The 18,196-nt window shown below is 63.4% G+C and carries 18 protein-coding genes; 13 read left to right on the forward strand and 5 right to left on the reverse strand.

The genetic code is table 11. The features are described from left to right. The first annotated feature begins 200 nt into the window (after positions 1-200). Both D580_RS0108210 and D580_RS0108215 read left to right on the forward strand, forming a co-directional pair. Positions 201-1,226 (forward strand): glycosyltransferase family 2 protein, encoded by a 1,026-nt coding sequence (locus D580_RS0108210; protein WP_018953927.1) that lies wholly within the window; start codon positions 201-203, stop codon positions 1,224-1,226. After that, a complete protein-coding gene (locus D580_RS0108215) occupies positions 1,219-2,715 on the forward strand; it encodes a glycosyltransferase family 39 protein (RefSeq protein ID WP_018953928.1) in 1,497 nt (498 codons plus the stop codon). Before D580_RS0108210 ends, D580_RS0108215 begins: the two co-directional genes overlap by 8 nt. Positions 2,716-2,806: 91 nt before the next feature. Here the strand turns inward: D580_RS0108215 and D580_RS0108220 are convergent, their stop codons facing one another. The 3 genes from D580_RS0108220 to D580_RS0108230 form a co-directional block, all read right to left on the reverse strand. Then, on the reverse strand, positions 2,807-3,127 hold the full coding sequence (locus D580_RS0108220; protein ID WP_018953929.1) for a c-type cytochrome: 321 nt from the start codon (positions 3,125-3,127) through the stop codon (positions 2,807-2,809). Positions 3,128-3,213: 86 nt separating this feature from the next. After that, complete coding sequence (locus tag D580_RS0108225; protein WP_018953930.1) at positions 3,214-4,569, reverse strand: sulfite oxidase; 1,356 nt, start codon at positions 4,567-4,569, stop codon at positions 3,214-3,216. Between the two features lie 221 nt (positions 4,570-4,790). Then, positions 4,791-5,078, reverse strand: coding sequence for an accessory factor UbiK family protein (locus tag D580_RS0108230; protein ID WP_018953931.1), 288 nt, complete (start codon positions 5,076-5,078; stop codon positions 4,791-4,793). Between the two features lie 300 nt (positions 5,079-5,378). On the opposite strand from D580_RS0108230, the gene D580_RS0108235 reads away from it, so the two are divergent. The 5 genes from D580_RS0108235 (at position 5,379) to D580_RS0108255 (ending at position 9,648) form a co-directional block, all read left to right on the forward strand. Further along, positions 5,379-6,047 (forward strand): TorF family putative porin, encoded by a 669-nt coding sequence (locus D580_RS0108235; protein WP_018953932.1) that lies wholly within the window; start codon positions 5,379-5,381, stop codon positions 6,045-6,047. 397 nt (positions 6,048-6,444) lie between these two features. Next, entirely contained in the window at positions 6,445-6,783 is a 339-nt protein-coding gene (gene glnK / locus D580_RS0108240) for a P-II family nitrogen regulator (protein WP_012639650.1), read from the forward strand. 39 nt (positions 6,784-6,822) lie between these two features. Then, positions 6,823-8,067, forward strand: coding sequence for an ammonium transporter (locus D580_RS0108245; RefSeq protein WP_018953933.1), 1,245 nt, complete (start codon positions 6,823-6,825; stop codon positions 8,065-8,067). Positions 8,068-8,221: 154 nt separating this feature from the next. Next, a complete protein-coding gene (locus D580_RS0108250) occupies positions 8,222-8,845 on the forward strand; it encodes an ABC transporter ATP-binding protein (RefSeq protein WP_018953934.1) in 624 nt (207 codons plus the stop codon). Next, a complete protein-coding gene (locus D580_RS0108255) occupies positions 8,842-9,648 on the forward strand; it encodes an ABC transporter permease (protein ID WP_018953935.1) in 807 nt (268 codons plus the stop codon). The genes D580_RS0108250 and D580_RS0108255 overlap by 4 nt, the downstream gene beginning before the upstream one ends. A 195-nt stretch (positions 9,649-9,843) precedes the next feature. Here D580_RS0108255 and speE read toward each other — a convergent pair whose 3' ends face one another. Beyond that, complete coding sequence (gene speE / locus D580_RS0108260) at positions 9,844-10,695, reverse strand: polyamine aminopropyltransferase (protein ID WP_018953936.1); 852 nt, start codon at positions 10,693-10,695, stop codon at positions 9,844-9,846. A 103-nt stretch (positions 10,696-10,798) separates the two neighbouring features. Between speE and speA the strand changes: the two genes are divergently transcribed. The 6 genes from speA to D580_RS0108290 all read left to right on the forward strand — a co-directional run bounded on the left by speA (position 10,799) and on the right by D580_RS0108290 (position 17,378). After that, the gene (speA, locus tag D580_RS0108265; protein ID WP_026289823.1) at positions 10,799-12,688 is read left to right on the forward strand and encodes a biosynthetic arginine decarboxylase; all 1,890 of its coding nucleotides are present in this window, start codon (positions 10,799-10,801) and stop codon (positions 12,686-12,688) included. 54 nt (positions 12,689-12,742) lie between these two features. Continuing rightward, complete coding sequence (locus tag D580_RS0108270) at positions 12,743-13,540, forward strand: hypothetical protein (RefSeq protein ID WP_018953938.1); 798 nt, start codon at positions 12,743-12,745, stop codon at positions 13,538-13,540. A 31-nt stretch (positions 13,541-13,571) separates the two neighbouring features. After that, positions 13,572-13,817 carry a YcgL domain-containing protein gene (locus D580_RS0108275; RefSeq protein ID WP_018953939.1) on the forward strand — a complete coding sequence of 82 codons (246 nt, stop codon included), beginning with the start codon at positions 13,572-13,574 and terminating at the stop codon, positions 13,815-13,817. Positions 13,818-14,146: 329 nt separating this feature from the next. Continuing rightward, positions 14,147-15,148, forward strand: a complete 1,002-nt coding sequence (locus D580_RS0108280; RefSeq protein WP_038043420.1) for a porin — start codon at positions 14,147-14,149, stop codon at positions 15,146-15,148. Between the two features lie 112 nt (positions 15,149-15,260). Beyond that, entirely contained in the window at positions 15,261-15,683 is a 423-nt protein-coding gene (locus D580_RS0108285) for a universal stress protein (protein WP_018953941.1), read from the forward strand. A 30-nt stretch (positions 15,684-15,713) separates the two neighbouring features. Beyond that, on the forward strand, positions 15,714-17,378 hold the full coding sequence (locus tag D580_RS0108290; RefSeq protein ID WP_018953942.1) for a BCCT family transporter: 1,665 nt from the start codon (positions 15,714-15,716) through the stop codon (positions 17,376-17,378). Between the two features lie 95 nt (positions 17,379-17,473). Here the strand turns inward: D580_RS0108290 and D580_RS0108295 are convergent, their stop codons facing one another. Then, positions 17,474-18,196: a 3'-5' exonuclease gene (locus D580_RS0108295; protein ID WP_018953943.1), complete on the reverse strand. Its 723-nt coding sequence runs from the start codon at positions 18,194-18,196 to the stop codon at positions 17,474-17,476.

The raw sequence follows: 18,196 nt of genomic DNA on the forward strand, positions 1-18,196 counted from the left end.
CCCGAATGTTTCATGAATTCGTGCGATGATCGCGCAGGATATTGGCCGCACAGGGGATTTTCCGAGGGAGCGCCGTATCGGGCTATACGGCCGACTGAGAAAAATCCCCTGTGCGGACAAGAGACAAGCGAGGGCGTGCGAAATTCATGAAACATTCGGGCTAGAATACCGGGCGCATCCTGCTCACGAGACCGAATTCCATGATCGACACCTCCCTCCCGGACACCACCGAGCCCCTCACCCTGTCGCTGGTGGTGCCCATGTACAACGAGGAAGACAACGTCGCCCCCTTCGTGGAACGGGTGCACGAGGTGCTGGCCGACTACAGCTATCCCTGGGAACTGGTCCTGGTGGACGACGGCAGCGCCGACAGCACCAACGAGCGCATGCGCGCCCAGCGGGAACGCTTCGGCCATCACGTGCGCATCCTCACCCTGCAGCGCAACTTCGGCCAGACCGCCGCCATGCAGGCGGGCATCGACGTCGCCCGGGGCAGCGTGATCGCCCTCATGGACGGCGATCTGCAGAACGACCCCGCCGACATCCCCGGCATGGTGCAGCGCCTGGTGGACGAGGACCTGGACATGGTGGCCGGCTGGCGCAAGAACCGCCAGGACGACCTGTGGCGGCGTAAGATCCCCTCGCGCATCGCCAACAAGCTGATCCGCTCCATCACCGGCGTAAATCTGCACGACTATGGCTGCAGCCTGAAGGTATTCCGCACCCACATCCTCAAGGGCGTGCGTCTGTACGGCGAGATGCACCGCTTCATCCCCGCCTGGTTCGCCACCCAGACCTCGCCGAAGCGCATCCGCGAACACGTGGTCCAGCACCACGCCCGCACCCGGGGCACCTCCAAGTACGGCATCTCGCGCACCTTCCGGGTGCTCCTGGACCTGCTGGCGGTGTACTTCTTCATGCGCTTCAAGGCACGCCCCGGCCACTTCTTCGGTTCCATCGGCCTGGTCTTCGGCGGCCTGGGCGCATTGATCCTGGGCTACCTGTTCATGCTCAAGGTGTTCTGGGACGCGGACATCGGTACCCGCCCACTGCTGTTCGTGGGTGTGATGTGCGTACTGGTCTCGGTACAGTTGCTCACCACCGGCGTACTCAGTGAACTTACCGCCCGCACCTACTTCGAATCGGGACAGCAGCGCTCCTACGTGGTGCGCTCCAGCGTGCACGATCAGGCCGGCGAGTCCGACTGGCATCACGGGCGTGGCTGAGGCCCTGTCGGCACAGGACGCGCGCCGCTACTGGTTGGCGGCGATTGCGGTCACGGCCCTCTACACTCTCTATCGCCTGGTCCTGCTGGCGAACTTCCCCTACGACCTCTACGGCGACGAGGCCCAGTACTGGACCTGGGCCCAGGCCCCCGACTGGGGCTATTACTCCAAGCCGCCGGTGATCGCCTGGCTGATCACGCTCACCACCGCCCCCTGCGGTGACGGCCTGTTCTGCATCAAGCTCGCCTCGCCCCTGCTGCATGCGGCCACGGCACTCATCCTGTTCGCCCTGACCCGGCGCCTGTTCGACGCCCGGGCGGCCTTCTGGGTGGCGGCCCTCTACGGCCTGATGCCCGCCATCTCCCTGTCCACCATGATCATCAGCACCGACGCGCCGCTGCTGTTCTTCTGGGCACTCGGGATCTACGCCCTGGTGCGCGCCCTGGACGAGGGACACTGGCGCTGGTGGCTGCTCACCGGCCTGGCCCTGGGCCTGGGGATGCTCAGCAAGTACAATATGGTGATCTTCGCCCTCTCGGGCCTGGTGTTCGTGCTCGCCACACCACGGCACCGGCACTGGATCACCTCGCCACGACCCTGGGCTGCGGCGGCGCTGGCCTTCCTTATCTACCTGCCCAACCTGCTGTGGAACGCCGCCACCGGCTTCGTCAGCTACCAGCACACCCAGGAGATCTCCCAGGTGGACCGGGCCCGCTGGTCCCTGCAGGGGCTCGGGGACTTCATCGGCTCTCAGTTCGGGGTGTTCGGCCCGATCCTGTTCGCCGTGTTGCTGTTCCTGCTGCTGCGCCGGCTGCCTGCCCTGTGGCGGGATGAAAGGACCCGCCTTCTGCTCGCCTTCGTGCTGCCCTGGCTGCTGATCGTGGCCTTCATCAGCCTGGCCTCCCGGGTCCATGCCAACTGGTCGGCGCCCATCTATCTCACGGCACTCATACTGGTGGTAGTCTGGCTGCTGGGGCGTGGCCGGCTGGGCCGCATCCTGCTGGGTGCCACCCTGGCGATTCACTTGCTGCTCTCCGGCGTGATCTATCACTACGACACGGTGCTCAGGGCAGCGGGCGTGGAACTGACCGCGCGCAACGACCCCTACAAGCGGGTACGTGGCTGGTCCGAACTGGGCCAGGCCATCGCCCACGTGCAGGACCTGCACCCGGAAGCCACGCTGATGACCGGCGATCGCATGCTCACGGCACAGCTCATGTATTACGTGCAGCCGCGCATGCAGACCGTGGTGAAGTGGAACCCCGGCGGCCTGATCCGCGACCATTACGACATGACCACCAGCCTGGAAGGCCGTGAGGGCGAGGACTTCCTGTTCCTGCACTCACCCGGCGACCTGTCGCCGGCCATCGCGGCACACTTTGAAAGTCACCAGCGCGTGGCCCGCATCCGCATCCCGGTACACCCGGACTGGGGACACCATTTCGACGTCTATCTGCTGCAGGGTTATCGCGGCACGACCAGTCCCTGAATCGCCGCGGCGGCTCTCCTTACTCGCACACGACAAAAAAACAGGCACCCGAAGGTGCCTGTCAGTGTGTCCTCCCGAATACCTGCGCCGATCAGCGCGGGGCGTCCGGTCCGTAGTTTTCCACCAGATGATCCACGATCTTCTCGCGCTGCTCCGGGGTGAGCCAGGTCATGCCGTACTTGACCATGTCATCCATGACCCAGTTCCAGTCGTTGCGGCCCAGACGCTGGGTCTGGGGCAGCTCGATGGAATGGCAGGCGGCACAGTGGATGTTGAACAGCTGCTTCGGTGTCATTTCATCGGCATGGGCCGGGGTGATCATGTTCCCCGCAGGCACGCTGAAGGCCACCAGCCAAGTGGCCAGAAGTGCCGGGGGGGTTAGCCACAGGGGGAGATGGCGTCGCTTGAACATCTGATGACTTCCTCATTGCTTGTTGATCGTGAAAACGGCGGCCCGAAGATCGGGCCGCCGCACAAGGCCTAAGGGAGGGACTTCGCTCAGGCCGGTTGGACCATGATAGGCACGCGGTGCACTGCGTTGCCTTCGTAGGCACGGGGGTTCCAGGGCTGAATGATGGGTTGAGTGTTGCCCTTGTCATCCACGGCCCGGGCCCAGATCTCGTAGTAGCCCCGGTTGGGGAGCTTGAGATCCATCTCCCACTGCTGCCAGGAGTACTTGTTGTGGGGCTTGCCCAGCTTGGCCTTGGTCCAGTTCAGGCCGAAGTCGGTGGACACCCACATCTCCTTGACCTCATTTTCGCCCGCCCAGGCATGACCGGTGACCTTGGCGGTCTGGCCCACCTTGAACTCGCTGTCGGCCAGCGGCCCGGTGATCAGGGACTTCACCGGCCACGGACCGCCCACCACCATATCCTCTTCCGGCGGACGGGAGCCCGGGGCCACCGGGTATTTGGGCATGCGGTAGGAGTAACCGGTCATGCCACGGCCGTCATGCTCGCGGTCGCGAATGACGATCTTGTTCAGCCACTTGTGAGAGGCGCTGCCGTACCAGCCCGGCACCACCAGGCGTACGGGGTAGCCGTGGGCGGCGGGGATGTCCTGGCCGTTCATCTTGAAGGCCACGATGGTGTGCTTCTCCATGGCCTTGTCGATGGGGATGCCGCGGGAGAAGGGCGGGCGGTCACCCAGCACCGGCTCCTCGCCGTAGTGGCCGGTGTAGATGGCACTGCTCTTCAGGCCGGCTTCCTTCAGCAGGTCGGCCAAGGGCACACCGGTCCACTCGGAGTTGCCGATGGCGCCGTACATCCACTGGTTGCCGCGCACCGGCGGATCAAAGCGACCGCGGCCATTGCCACCGCACTCGATGGGTGCGCGATAGGTGACGGTCTTCATGCGCTGCAGCTGGTCCAGGGTGAAGGAGACCTTCTTGTTGACCTCACCCTCGATCTCCAACTTGTAACCCTGGGGGTTCTTGCGCATGGCGCGCTCGGAGATCAGGTCGTTGTTGCGGATGAAGTGATACTTGATCGGGGTGACCGCGTCCTTGAGATTAGCAACCGGGGTTTCAGCATTCATGGGACGCTGGTTGTAGACGATCAGACCTTCCTTGCCGGAGTCGGCCAGCATGAACTTGGCCTGCTCGTCGGTGATCTCAACCGGCTCGCTGGCCCAGGCGGCGGGAATCATGCCCCGGCCGAACAGACCCTGCATGGCGGCCTCGGTGCCGGCGCCAAAGCCCAGCAGCGCCAGGGCGGCTCCGCCCTTGCCCACCTGACCGAAGAACTGACGACGGGACGAAACCTCGTCGAAGATTTCCATGTCCTGGGGGCTCGCGCCGTGGTCGCGGGTGTAGCTCCGCAGCCATTCCCAGGTACCTTGATCCGTTTTCTTCATTTAGATATCCCTCCAGCCTTGTTGTTTATTGGCTTGTACAGGTTGTGTGGTGTCGCCACGGTTGGTGGGCCGTGACGCCGAGTACATGAGTACTTGGTAATGCACTGATTTCTTTAGACTAAGTCTAATTCTCAGTGCCCAGCTTTTATAGGCCAGCCCTTTTGGGGCGTCAATAGGATGACCCTGCCCCTCCGTTTATTCCATTTTTCGATCCGTTGGTCTCATTCGGCCTCTTTCTGCCACGACTGACCCGATCCGTGCCCCGGTGCCAGCGCCGCCTCCAGGGCGGCCACCCGGGCCTCCAGTTCCGCCAGCCGCTCGCGGCTGCGGGCCAGCAGGGTGGTCTGCACCTCGTATTCCTCCCGGGTCACCAGGTCCATGCGCTGCAGGGCGCTGGCCAGCCCCGCGCGCAGGTTCTTCTCCATCTCCTGTTGAAACTGTTTCGCCGGTTCCGGCATGAGCTCGGCGAGTTTGCGGACCAGATCGTCCAGGCCTTGGGTGTCGCGCATGGTGGGGCTCCTCTGTCTTGAGATATCTGTTACTGGATCATAGAGGAGAAGGTCGGATGTAGCACCGGCAATACATCCCTGTGCAAAGATCCGCAATCCAAATATGCACCATAAAAGTGCAATTTGGACCGATAGATGCACACAGGTGTGGCATCAGACAGGCAAAAACACCACACCAGAGTCACATAAATACAACAAATCCCGCCAACCTACCGATTGGCACGATCAATGCTTTTAGAGAACCAGTGATTGAATCCCGATCACATCCACGATCTTTTTTCGAGACTTAGGAGAAGGGCCATGCATCCCAACCTGAAGAAATCTATGATCAACTCCGCTGTCGCTGGTGCCCTGATGGTCGGCGCCGCCGGTTTCAGCACCGCAAAGGCGGAACTCACTTTCAACGCTGGCGCGTTCAGTGACTACATCCTGTGGGGTGTCTCGGCCTCCGGTGGCAATGCCGTGGTACAGGGCGGTGTAGATTACGAGCACGAATCCGGTTTCTACCTGGGCACCTGGATGTCCACTCTGGGTGATGGTGAAGGGCAGGAGGTCGACCTCTACTTGGGCTACGCCTTCGAAGCCGGCGACCTGGAATTCGATATCGGCTATGTGTACTACTACTATCCGGCCTTGGATGATTTCGATTATGGCGACATCTACGCCTCTGTTGGCTTCGGTCCCGTCTACGCAAGCGTGAACTATGCGGTCCACGCCGACGACAGTGATTACGAAGGCAGCACCGTGTATGCCATTGGCGGTGGCTTGGAAATCTTGCCCAGCGTCACCTTCGATGCCGAGATTGGTTACACCGAACAGAAGTTCACTGGCGGCAGCGACAAGTGGACCTTCTGGACCCTGGGCCTGACCAAGTCCACCGACATGGGAGACATCTCCCTGACCTATGCTCAGACTGACGAGAGCGACATCGATCCGCTGTTTGTGGTGGGTTACAGCATCAGCTTCTGATCCAGATAACCGATCTGTCTGCTGTGAAGGCGGCCCATCTGGGCCGCCTTCTTTTTGTCGTACACACACGCCCGATTGGCGAACCAAGCCCCGCGTGCACCCAGCGCAGACTCGCACCGTATGCGATCACATCTGCACGACGTTAGCGATCGTGGCATTCCATCCTTGTTGAGTACTCGACGTTATTGCGTCATCTCCTTGCACGACAAAGGTGCGCACGCACCAATTTGGTTCGTTCGGACTGGGGGCCGGCTCTAAGCAGAACAACTGCCCCATCGCAGAACCCGCGCCAGCCCTCGCTCTCTGAGGCTTTTGTGACCGGTGGCACACCCCTTGCTTTGTCACACCCCGAGGGGGAAGAACCCCGTTGGTTGAGCAACGCTCAGGAGCAAAAGCAATGAAACTAGTCACAGCAATCATCAAGCCGTTCAAGCTCGACGATGTGCGTGAGTCCCTCTCCGAGATTGGGGTTCAGGGCATCACCGTCACGGAGGTCAAGGGCTTCGGCCGGCAGAAGGGTCATACGGAACTGTATCGGGGCGCCGAGTACGTGGTGGATTTCCTGCCCAAGGTGAAGCTCGAAGTGGCCGTGGACGACGGCATGGTGGACCAGGTCATCGAGGCCATCACCAAGTCGGCCAACACCGGCAAGATCGGTGACGGCAAGATCTTCGTCTTCCCGCTGGAACAGGCCATCCGCATCCGTACCGGCGAGTCCGGCACCGACGCTCTGTAAATAACACCAAGCTGACAACCGTTAGCGGAGGACGCACAAGTGGAAAGTCAAGTCATTGAAGTCGCCTACGCACTGGATACCTTCTACTTCCTGGTATCAGGCGCGCTGGTCATGTGGATGGCCGCAGGTTTCTCCATGCTGGAGGCCGGCCTGGTCCGCACCAAGAGCACGGTGGAGATCCTGATCAAGAACATCTCCCTGTATTCCCTGGCCTGCATCATGTACATGTTCATCGGTTACAACATCATGTACGGCGATGGCCTCAACTCCGTCATCCCCGGCCTGAGCTTCTTCATCGGCGGTGACAACACCGTTGAAGAAGTGCTCGCCAGCGACGGCGAGATCTACTACTCCGGCATGTCGGACTTCTTCTTCCAGGTGGTGTTCGTGGCCACTGCCATGTCCATCGTCTCCGGCGCCGTGGCCGAGCGCATGAAGCTGTGGGCCTTCCTGGCCTTCGCGGTGTTCATGACCGGTATCATCTACCCCATGCAGGGCTACTGGAGCTGGGGTGAAGGCTGGCTGGACGAGATCGGCTATCTCGACTACGCCGGTTCCGGCATCGTGCACATGACCGGTGCGGTCGCGGCCCTGGCCGGTGTGCTGCTGCTCGGCGCTCGTAAGGGCAAGTACGGCCCCAACGGCGAGGTGAACGCCATCCCCGGCGCCAACCTGCCCCTGGCCACCCTGGGTACCTTCATCCTGTGGATGGGCTGGTTCGGCTTCAACGGCGGTTCCGAGCTCAAGGTCTCCGACATCGAGTCCGCCAACGCCGTGGCCCAGGTGTTCACCAACACCAACCTGGCCGCTGCCGGTGGCGTGATGGCCGCCCTGATCACCACCCGCCTGATGTACGGCAAGACCGATCTGACCATGGGCCTGAACGGCGCCCTGGCCGGCCTGGTTTCCATCACCGCAGAGCCCCTGATGCCCAGCCCGCTGCTGGCCACCATCATCGGCGCCATCGGTGGCGTGATCGTGGTGTTCTCCATCATCGGTCTCGACAAGCTGAAGATCGACGATCCCGTCGGTGCCATCTCCGTGCACGGCACGGCCGGTATCTGGGGCGTGTTCGCGGTGCTGCTGTCTAACCCAGATGCCAGCTTCGTGACCCAGCTGATCGGTATCGTGGCCATCTTCGCCTTCGTCTTCATCGCCAGCCTGATCGTCTGGGGCATCCTCAAGGCCCTGATGGGTATCCGCATCAGCGCGGAAGAGGAATACGAGGGTGTGGACCAGTCCGAGTGCGGCCTCGAGGCCTACCCGGAGTTCACCAACAAGTAACTCCCCCGGCCAACTCTCACACAAGTTGGTGATCTTTGACGGGCGCTTCGGCGCCCGTTTTTTTTGCGCAGGCGAACAGGGCTTGAGTACAAGAGAAAAGGAAACTGCCCCGTGTGCGGTATGATGCGCGCACTGGCAATCAACGAGACCGAACTTGGACAACCTGCCCGCTTCCCAGACCGTGCTCGAGGTCCGCGGCCTGCGCGCCGCCCACGTGGGCCCGGTGGACTTCCGCTTGCTGGCCGGCGAGATCTGCCGGCTCTCCGGCGAATCCGGCGCCGGCAAGACCCTGCTGCTGCGCGCCCTGGCCGATCTCGATCCCAATGAAGGCGAGGTGATCCTGGACGGTATCGAACGCGCCCGCATCGCACCCACCGACTGGCGCCGCCAGGTGGCCTACCTGCCGGCGGAACCCCTGTGGTGGGAGGAACGGGTGGGCCTGCATTTCAGACAGGACGGCGACGACAGCAGACTCAAGGCCCTGGGCTTCGAGCCGGAGGTGCGCAACTGGGAGGTGGAGCGGCTCTCCAGCGGCGAGCGCCAGCGCCTGGCCCTGGTCCGCCTGCTGGAGAACAGGCCCCGGGTGCTGTTGCTGGACGAACCCACCGCCAACCTGGACCCGGCCAACAGCCGCAAGGTGGAGCGCATGGTGCGCGAGTACGTCTCCGACCACGGCGCCTGCGCCCTGTGGGTGAGCCACGACCCGATCCAGCGCCAGCGCCTGGGCGGTCGCTCACTGGTCATGGAGGCGGGACGCATGCGGGAGGAGACGCCATGAACGTGATCGCCCTCTCGCCCTGGGACCTGTCCCTCGCCGCTGCCCTGGTGGTGGCCCTGGCCGCGCTCACCGCGCGCATCGGCATGGGCCTGTCCCGCAGCCTACTGATCTCCGGCGCACGCACCGTCATCCAGCTGCTGCTCATCGGCCTGGTGCTCAAGACCCTGTTCGAGAACGCCCAGCTCTACTGGGTGGCGGGCCTCGCGCTGATCATGCTGTCCGTGGCCGGCTACGAGGTGATGTCCCGTCAGGGCCGGCGCTTCTCCGGCTGGTGGGGGTACGGCATCGGCACCTCGGCCATGTTCGTCTCCGCCTTTGCGGTCACGGTGCTGGCGCTCACCACCATGATCGGCCCGAGCCCCTGGTGGGAGCCCCAGTACGCCATCCCGCTGCTGGGCATGCTGCTCGGCAACACCATGACCGGCATCGCCTTAGGATTGGACCGCCTCACCCAGACCGCCTGGCAGCAGCGCCGGGTCATCGAGGCGCGTCTCATGATGGGGCACGGCTGGGGCGAGTCCATCGGCCAGATCCGCCGCGACGCGGCGCGCAGCGGCCTGATGCCCATCATCAACGCCATGGCCGCGGCGGGCATCGTCAGCCTGCCCGGCATGATGACCGGCCAGATCCTGGCCGGCACCCCGCCGATGGAGGCGGTGAAATACCAGATCCTGATCATGTTCCTGATCACCGCCGGCACCGGCTTCGGCACCCTGGGCGCGGTGTGGCTGGGCTCGAAACGGCTGTTCGACGACCGTCAGCGGCTGCGGCTGGATCGCCTCAAGCCGGGGCGGGGGAAGTGAGGATTTGAACGTCTGCCGCAGAGACGCAGAGGCGCGGAGAACTGAAAGGATCTGACAGGATTAACATGATTTACATGATGTAATACCAACACCGGTCAGGCCGGCTTTTTCAAATCCCGTTAATCATGTAAATCCTGTCACAAAAGATTTTCTCCGCGCCTCCGCGTCTCTGCGGCAATCCCTTCAGCCTTTAACTCAGCCGTACAGCTTCTTGCGGAAGAACTCCGGGCAGGCGATGGCGGCGCGCTGGATGGCGGCGTTGTAGTAGTGGGTCTCGAAGGGCTTCTTTTCCGCCTGTTCTTCCCGCAGGAATGTCACGGGCATGTCCTTGCAGGCCATGGTGGCGGTCCACCAGCCGGAGGGGTAGCTGCACTGGGGGAAGTGCAGGGCGAGGGTGTCCAGGAAACCGGCGTTGCGCAGGCTGTCGTGCATGGGCTTGATGATGGAATCGGTGTGCAGCAGGGGTGACTCGCTCTGCTGCACCAGCAGGCCGCCAGGGCCGAGCGCCTTGATGCAGTCCCTGTAGAAGGCGGTGGAGAACAGGCCTTCCGCCGGGCCCACCGGATCTGTGCTGTCGATGATGATCACGTCAAGCGAGCCGGGTGCTGCGTCCTGCACGTACTTGATGCCATCGTCGAACAGGAGCTTCGCCCGCGGGTCGTCGTTGGAATCGCACAGCTCCGGGAAATATTTTTCGGACAGGCGCGTGACCCGCTCGTCGATGTCCACCTGGGTAGCGGACTTCACCTCGGGGTGCTTGAGCACCTCGCGCAGGGTGCCGCAGTCGCCGCCGCCGATGATGAGCACGTTCCTGGGATCGGAATGGGAATACAGCACCGGGTGAGACATCATCTCGTGGTAGATGAAGTTGTCCCGGTCGGTGAGCATCACGCAGCCATCGATCACCATCAGGGTGCCGAAGCCCACGGTCTCGTAGATCTCGATCTTCTGGAACGGCGTCTGTTCCTCGTGCAGCTTTTCCTTCATGCGCAGCGAGAAGGCCGTGTCCTGATGGATCTCGGTGAACCAGGTGTTGTCCAGTGACATGGGGTCGGGCTCCCAACGGGATGGGTGGAGGCAGTATGATAAAGCAAGCAAACTACATGTCCATGTCGGACCATCCGTCGGACATCCCTCCCAATCCACAGGAATGCCCATGACCGCCTGGACCCTGGACCAAGCCCGCGCCCTCTACAACATCGGCAACTGGAACGGCGGCTACTTCCATATCAACGACCGGGGCCGGGTGTGCCTGCGGGTGCCGGAGCGGCCCGAGCACCCGGGGGTGGACCTCTACGAGCTGGCCCAGTCCCTGCGGGAATCCGGCCAGTCCAGCCTGCCGGTGCTGATCCGCTTCCAGGACATCCTTACCGACCGGGTGCACCGCCTGCGCCAGGCCTTCGACAACGCCCGGGCCGAGACCGGCTTCACCGGCAACTACACCGCCGTCTACCCCATCAAGGTCAACCAGCAGCGCTCCGTGGTGGAACAGATCCTCGAGGCCGGCGGCGATCGTGTGGGCCTGGAGGCGGGCAGCAAGCCGGAGCTGATGGCGGTGCTGGCGCTGTCGCGCCCCGGCGGCGTGATCGTGTGCAACGGCTACAAGGACCGGGAATACCTGCGCCTGGCCCTGATCGGCCGTCTGCTGGGCCACCGGGTCTACATCGTCATCGAGAAGCCCTCGGAGCTGGACGGGGTCATGGAGGCGGCCCGGGACCTGGGTGTGCGCCCCATGCTGGGCATGCGCGTGCGCCTGGCCTCCATCGGCAAGGGCAAGTGGCAGAACACCGGCGGCGAAAAGGCCAAGTTCGGGCTCTCCGCCAGCCAGTCCCTCAAGCTCCTGGAGCGCCTGCGGGACGCGGACATGCTGGACTGCATGCAGCTGCTGCACTTTCACATGGGCTCCCAGATCGCCAACATCCGCGACATCCAGGCGGGCATGGGCGAGGCCGGGCGCTTCTACGCCGAGCTGCGCCGCCTGGGCGCGGACATCCAGGTGGTGGACGCCGGCGGCGGCCTGGGGGTGGATTACGAGGGCAGCCGCTCGCGCAACGACTGCTCCATGAACTACAGCCTGCAGGAGTACGCCAACAACATCGTGCGCGGCATCATGAACACCTGCCGAGAGTACGACCTGCCCCACCCGCAGATCTTCACCGAGTCCGGCCGCGCGCTCACCGCCCACCACGCGGTGCTGGTGACCAACGTCATCGACACCGAGCGCGCCCCCGAGCAGGGCGACCTCTCGCCGCCCGCCGAGGACGAGCCCCTGATCCTGCAGGACATGTGGCAGCTCTACGAGAACGCCGAGGGCATCGCCCCCACCGAGGTCTACCACGACATGGCCCACTGGCTGTCCGAGGCCCAGGCCATGTATACCCACGGGGTGCTGGACCTGGCCCAGCGGGCCCGGGCCGAGACCCTGTACTTCGCCACCTGCCGGCGGCTGGTGAGCGACGCCTCACTGCGCCTGCCGGCGGACATCCGCCACGAGATCCACGAGAAACTCGCCGACAAGTACTTCTGTAACTTCTCGGTCTTTCAGTCCATCCCGGACGTCTGGGCCATCGACCAGATCTTCCCCATCATGCCCCTGCACCGGCTGGATGAACCGCCCGTGCGCCGTGCCGTGCTCCAGGACCTGACCTGCGACTCCGACGGCCACGTGGACCGCTACGTGGAGGCCGGAGGTACCGATACCACCCTGCCCCTGCACTCGCTGCGCGAGGGTGAGCCCTACCTGCTGGGCATCTTCCTGGTAGGCGCCTACCAGGAGATCCTGGGCGACCTGCACAACCTGTTCGGGGACACCGACTCCATCAACGTGGCCCTGGAGGCCGACGGCGGCTACCGGCTGGAGCATCCGGAACGGGGCGATACCGTGGACGAACTGCTGCGCTACGTGCACTTCGATCCCGAGTCCCTGGCCGTCGCCTACCGCGAGAAGGTGGCCGCCGCGGGGCTCGACCAAGACCGGGGCCGGCGCATCCTGGCGGAACTGGAGCACGGTCTGTCGGGATATACCTACCTGGAGGAGTGATCCGCCCTCCTTCGCGGGTATACTCAAGCCTGTCGCGACACGGGGAGGACGCACATGGGCATCATGGACACGGCACTGCTGGTGGGGCTCGGTGGCGTTCTGCTCGGCTATTTGCTGGTGGTGCGCGCCGGCTTTCACCGGGAATTCGCCTGGGGCGTCATCACCCTGATCCCCGTGGTCTCCCTGGCCTTCGTGATGCTCTACTGGCGCAAGGCCCGTATTGGTTTCATCCTAAGCATCCTTGGCCTGATGGTCACTGCCGTCGCCCTCTACGGCGGCGCCGACCGCACCGTGGAACGTCAACTGGCGAAGCTGGGGATTGATGTGGACATCCCCATGCCGGTACAGCGCTTCTGGGAGGTGGAAGTCCCCAACGAGGAGTTGGTGCGGCGCATCGAGGCCGAGACCGGCCAGCCCCTGGTGATGGTGGAAGACAACCCCTACGCCCCCGTGGACATCCAGCCCCTGTCCCCCGCCGGCAGTTTCCGCGTTGAGCAGGCCCCGGCAGTCACCCGGGCCTGGCGCGAGGCCCATCGGGAGGAACTGAGCCGGCTGGTGGGCGAACACATGCGCCTGACCATCAGCCCCGGCGCCACCCGCGAGGGCCTGCTCACCAGCGTGACCGGCCCGACCCTGTTCCTGTCCCAGCGCACCGCCCAGGGCACCATCAGCTTCGAATACCGGATCCGTGACCTGCAATCCATCGAGGTCTGGGACGTGGCGGGCGCCCGGCCACGCATCCCCGAACCTGAGCCGGAGCTGACATCCGAGGGCGAACCGGACATCATCTTCGCCCCGCCCGACAGCGACACCCCGCCGCCGACCGAGGAACAGCCGCCGCTGGACTGGTAAGCCACACGACTCTCAGGAAGCACGCAGCATCATGCAGGTCTACGTCTACAAAAGCCGCCGCAAGCCGGACACCTACATCTACCTGGCCAGGAAGGACGACTTCGAGGTCATCCCCGCGCCGCTCAAGCAGGTGTTCGGCACGCCGGAATTCGCCCTGGAATTCGAGCTCACCCCGGAGCGAACCCTGGCCCAGGAAGACCCTAAGGCCGTGCTCGCCAGCCTGCGCGAGCGGGGGTTTCACTTGCAGATGCCGCCGCAAAACGAAATCCCCCTGTAAGCCTCTAGCCCGCAACAGGCGATGACAGCCGTGGATTTTTGACCCTCACAAGCGCGTCGTTGTATCCTCGATCCAATAACCATTCATAAATGCGTCAGTGCCTCTGCACGAGACGCTCATTCAGACCTCTGGTTTTCCAAGTCACTCAAAACGCTCGGACCCCACCGGGATTGTTCGCGCCCGCCGCGACGAACCCGCCTACAGGGCCGCCCCAAAGGCCCTGGATAAACGCATATCCGCCCCATGGCGACCCTGAAAACAAGACCCGTATTGAACCCGTGCAGGGTCACCAATGGTTTGGTTTCGTTCTTTTTTCTGTCAATGAGGAGATGCCTGTGAAGCATAACAATGCCCTGATTGCCGGCGCCGTGGCCCTGGCCCTCGCCGTGCCCATGGCCGCCAACGCCAATGACATCAACTTCGACTTCTACGGTTCCGCCCGGGTACACGCGGAATCCGTACAGCCCGACGACACCTCGGTGCTGGATTCCTACACCGGCGTGCGCGATGCCTACTCACGGATCGGCTTCAACGCCGACTACGCGCTGAGCGACAACGTGGAACTGTTCGGTCAGCTGGAGCTGCCCCTGGACCTGGCCAACAAGGCGGTACAGGACCCCTGGGATCAGGACCAGGACATCCGTGTCGCCCAGATCGGCCTGCGCGGTGATTTCGGCACCTTCGCCTACGGGCAGATGTGGATGCCCTACTACAACACCATCGCCTACCCGGTGGACATGTTCAGCACCTACTACAGCGGCTTTGCCACCTTCACCAGCTTCCGCCTGGGCGATACCATCGCCTACTACAGCCCGAGCTTCGGCGGCTTCTCGGTAGCCGCTGCCTGGAGCGACAGCAATGGCGCCAACGGTGATGACCGCTACCAGCTCACCGCCAGCTACAGCTTCGGCGACACCACCCTCGCCGCGGGCCTCGACGATTGGGGGGGAGATTTCAATTCACGCATCTGGGGTGTATCGCTCATGCACACCATCGGCGACCTCTACATCGGCGCCAAGTACGAGGTCCATGACAGCGACATCGACAGCGGCTACGGTGCAGATGGCGACAGCGCCGTGAACCTCTACGCCGGTTACACCCTGGGCAAGAACACCTTCAAGCTCATGCTGGCCAACGTGGACAACTACGGTGAGGACATCGTGCATCTCGGGGTGGACCACCAGTTCAACGACCAGCTGAAATTCTTCGCCGAGTACTACTACGAGGAAGAGACCGCCGCCATCACCGAAAAGCGCGGTGGCCGCAATGAAACCGCCTGGGCCGCCAACGGCGGACAGGTGTTTGCCGCGGGCGTGCGCTACGACTTCTGATCTCCTGCGCGAGGTGGGAGGCAAGGGTAAAGACACGACAAGGTCCTTGCCCTCCCGCACTCCGCTTCGCGCAAACACCCACCATCTCTGAACCGGAAGAGGAGCCCCGTTCATGTTCAATAAGATCATGGTACCGGTGGATCTTGCGCATCTGGATGCGCTGGAGAAATCACTCACCGTCGCTGCCGACCTGGCACGACATTACCAAGCCGCACTGTGCTACGTCGGCGTCACCACTTCCCAGCCCAGCACCGTGGCGCGAACCCCCGAGGAGTACCAGCAAAAGCTCAAGGCCTTTGCAGACGGGCATGCCCCGGACAACGGACATGTCCCCGACGCCCGCGTCTACAACAGCCACGACCCGGTGACCGACCTGGACGACATCCTGGTCAGAGCCGTTACGGACATCGGTGCTGACTTGGTGGTCATGGCCACCCACCTGCCCGGACACCTGGATGCCATCATGCCCGCCAACGGCAGCAAGGTGGCTTCACACACCCGGGCGTCCGTCTTTCTCGTCCGCCCGGACGCCTAGCCCGAATATTTCCAAGCCAAGGGAGCTCTCGTGGAAAACAAAACTGACAAATCCCCGGAGAATCCGAACCAGTCCGTCGGCGTGCCCGCACCGGAGGGTGCCGCCAACCTGATCGACACCGATTACCAGATCGGCCAGGACAATTACCAGGCCAGCCCGCTGGGCGTGAACATCGACATCCACGGCGCGGTGTTCGCCATCTCATCCCTGGTGATCATTGCCTTCGTGGTGCTCACCCTGGCCCTGCCCGAGCAGGCCACCTCCGTCTTCGTGGGCATAAGGGACTGGATCAACAGCAACATGACCTGGTTCATGCTGTTGTCGGCCAACGTCTTTGTGCTGCTGTGCCTGTTTCTGATCATCTCACCCCTGGGGCGGATTCGTATCGGCGGTGACAAAGCGACACCGGACTTCTCGCGGTTGTCGTGGTTCTCCATGCTGTTCGCCGCAGGCATGGGTATTGGCCTGATGTTCTTTGGCGTGTCCGAGCCCCTGTCCCATTACGGCACTGCCCTGGGCGGAACCAGCGTCGGTGAAGACGGTATCCGTACCGACTGGGCACCCCTCGGGGCCGCCGCGGGCGATCCAGAAGCGGCCGCGAGGCTCAGTATGGCCGCGACCATCTTCCACTGGGGCCTGCATCCCTGGGCCATCTATGCCATCGTGGCACTGGCTCTGGCCATCTTCGCCTACAACAAGGGGCTGCCCTTGACCGTCCGCTCGATCTTTTACCCCCTCCTGGGTGAGCGGGTCTGGGGCTGGCCGGGGCACGTCATCGATATCCTCGCGGTGTTCGCCACCTTGTTCGGCCTGGCCACCTCCCTAGGTATCGGCGCACAGCAGGCATCGGCCGGACTGGAACACCTGTTCGGCATCGGCGGCGGCAACGTCACCTTGGTACTGCTGATCACCGGCATCACCGCCGTGGCGGTGATCTCCATCGTGGCCGGCGTGGACAAGGGCGTGAAGCGCCTCTCTGAGTTCAACATGGTGCTGGCCTTCCTGCTGCTGATGTTCGTGGTGATCTTCGGACCCACCCTGCTGATCGCCACCGGCTTCATCAGCAACCTGGGCAGCTACCTGGCGCAACTGCCGTTCCTGTCCAATCCCTTTGCCCGTGACGACGCCAATTTCAGCCAGGGGTGGACCACCTTCTACTGGGCCTGGTGGATCAGCTGGTCACCCTTCGTGGGCATGTTCATTGCCCGCGTCAGCCGCGGCCGAACGGTGCGGGAGTTCCTGATCTCGGTACTGCTGATCCCCTCCGCCGTGTCCGTGTTCTGGATGACGACCTTCGGCGGGACCGCCATCCGTCAGCTCCAGGAAGGCTTTGAGGCCGCCGCCTCCGCGGACCTGCCGCTGCAGCTGTTCATGATGCTAAGTCAACTGCCTCTGGCCGAGATCACCTCTTTTGTCGCCATCATCCTGGTGCTGGTATTCTTCATCACCTCCTCGGACTCCGGTTCGCTGGTGATCGACACTATCACCGCCGGCGGCAAGATCGACGCACCCAAACCCCAGCGCGTGTTCTGGGGTGTGATCGAGGGGGCCATCGCCATCGCCCTGCTGTTGGGCGGTGGCCTGGCCGCCTTGCAGGCGATGGCGGTCTCCGTGGGGCTGCCTTTCACCCTGGTCCTGTTGGTGGGATGTTTCGCCATCGTCAAGGGATTGATGTCGGAACCCAGGCCTGCCTGACTCGGGCTCTAGGGCTTTCCCAAAAGGCGGCCTTGGCCGCCTTTCTTTCATCCCACAAGCTCCTAGCCCGCACTCACCTTGGAGCACTGTATGGGTTAAACCCAAAGCGTCGATACAGGCGTGTCCGGGCCGTAGTGCTTGGCGACCTGGGCCAGGAGAAGTTCCGCCGTGGCGATGGCATCCACCTTGGCATGGTGGGATGAATAGGCGGGTAGCCCATAACGGGCGCGACTATCGGCCAGGCGTATGGAGGGCGGACGGACCCCGAAAAAGCCCTTGAGGCGTTGCATGAGCCCACCGCGCTGCTGCCGGGCCTCCAGGGACATGGTGTCGATGACGGGGAACAAACAGCGCTCTCCTCGGCGCCGCAACACGGCGGCGTCCATGAACGGCCGCTCGATCGCCCGGTAATGCACCACCACCACGCGGCCCGCAAGCGCTGCCAGGACTTCATCGAGCACGGCGTCCAAATCCGGCGCAGCGGCAACCTCCGAATGGGTGATGCGATGAAACTTGATGGAGGCCTCCGAGAGGGGAAGTGGTGGCTTAACGACCCAGTAATGCCCCTGTGCGGGACGGATGCGGCGCAGATCGAAGGGCACGATGCCGATACTCACGATCACATCCCGCTCGGCGTCCATGCCTGTGGTCTCCAGGTCCAGGGCCGCCAGGGGCACCTCGCCAATGGGTGTCTCCTCGGACGGCAGCCCGGCGGCATAGAAACGGCGCAGCGCAGGATCCCGGCAGGCCTGGCTCTGCCGAGAGAAGTATTCCTGCCAGGTGGGCAGGTCCTGCCCATTGCCTGTCTCGCCGGACAT

The organism is Thioalkalivibrio sulfidiphilus, from assembly GCF_000377945.1.
In the GTDB taxonomy this organism is placed as follows: Bacteria; Pseudomonadota; Gammaproteobacteria; order Ectothiorhodospirales; family Ectothiorhodospiraceae; genus Thioalkalivibrio_A; species Thioalkalivibrio_A sulfidiphilus_A.

Coding starts and splice junctions, on each gene's coding strand:
- glnK (WP_012639650.1), top strand. CDS start 6,445: ATGAAACTAGTCACAGCAATCATCAAGCCGTTCAAGCTCGACGATGTG.
- D580_RS0108270 (WP_018953938.1), top strand. CDS start 12,743: ATGGGCATCATGGACACGGCACTGCTGGTGGGGCTCGGTGGCGTTCTG.
- D580_RS0108230 (WP_018953931.1), bottom strand. CDS start 5,078: ATGCGCGACACCCAAGGCCTGGACGATCTGGTCCGCAAACTCGCCGAG.
- D580_RS0108295 (WP_018953943.1), bottom strand. CDS start 18,196: ATGTCCGGCGAGACAGGCAATGGGCAGGACCTGCCCACCTGGCAGGAA.
- speA (WP_026289823.1), top strand. CDS start 10,799: ATGCCCATGACCGCCTGGACCCTGGACCAAGCCCGCGCCCTCTACAAC.
- D580_RS0108275 (WP_018953939.1), top strand. CDS start 13,572: ATGCAGGTCTACGTCTACAAAAGCCGCCGCAAGCCGGACACCTACATC.
- D580_RS0108225 (WP_018953930.1), bottom strand. CDS start 4,569: ATGAAGAAAACGGATCAAGGTACCTGGGAATGGCTGCGGAGCTACACC.
- D580_RS0108255 (WP_018953935.1), top strand. CDS start 8,842: ATGAACGTGATCGCCCTCTCGCCCTGGGACCTGTCCCTCGCCGCTGCC.
- D580_RS0108280 (WP_038043420.1), top strand. CDS start 14,147: ATGCCTGTGAAGCATAACAATGCCCTGATTGCCGGCGCCGTGGCCCTG.
- D580_RS0108210 (WP_018953927.1), top strand. CDS start 201: ATGATCGACACCTCCCTCCCGGACACCACCGAGCCCCTCACCCTGTCG.
- D580_RS0108285 (WP_018953941.1), top strand. CDS start 15,261: ATGTTCAATAAGATCATGGTACCGGTGGATCTTGCGCATCTGGATGCG.
- D580_RS0108220 (WP_018953929.1), bottom strand. CDS start 3,127: ATGTTCAAGCGACGCCATCTCCCCCTGTGGCTAACCCCCCCGGCACTT.
- D580_RS0108235 (WP_018953932.1), top strand. CDS start 5,379: ATGCATCCCAACCTGAAGAAATCTATGATCAACTCCGCTGTCGCTGGT.
- speE (WP_018953936.1), bottom strand. CDS start 10,695: ATGTCACTGGACAACACCTGGTTCACCGAGATCCATCAGGACACGGCC.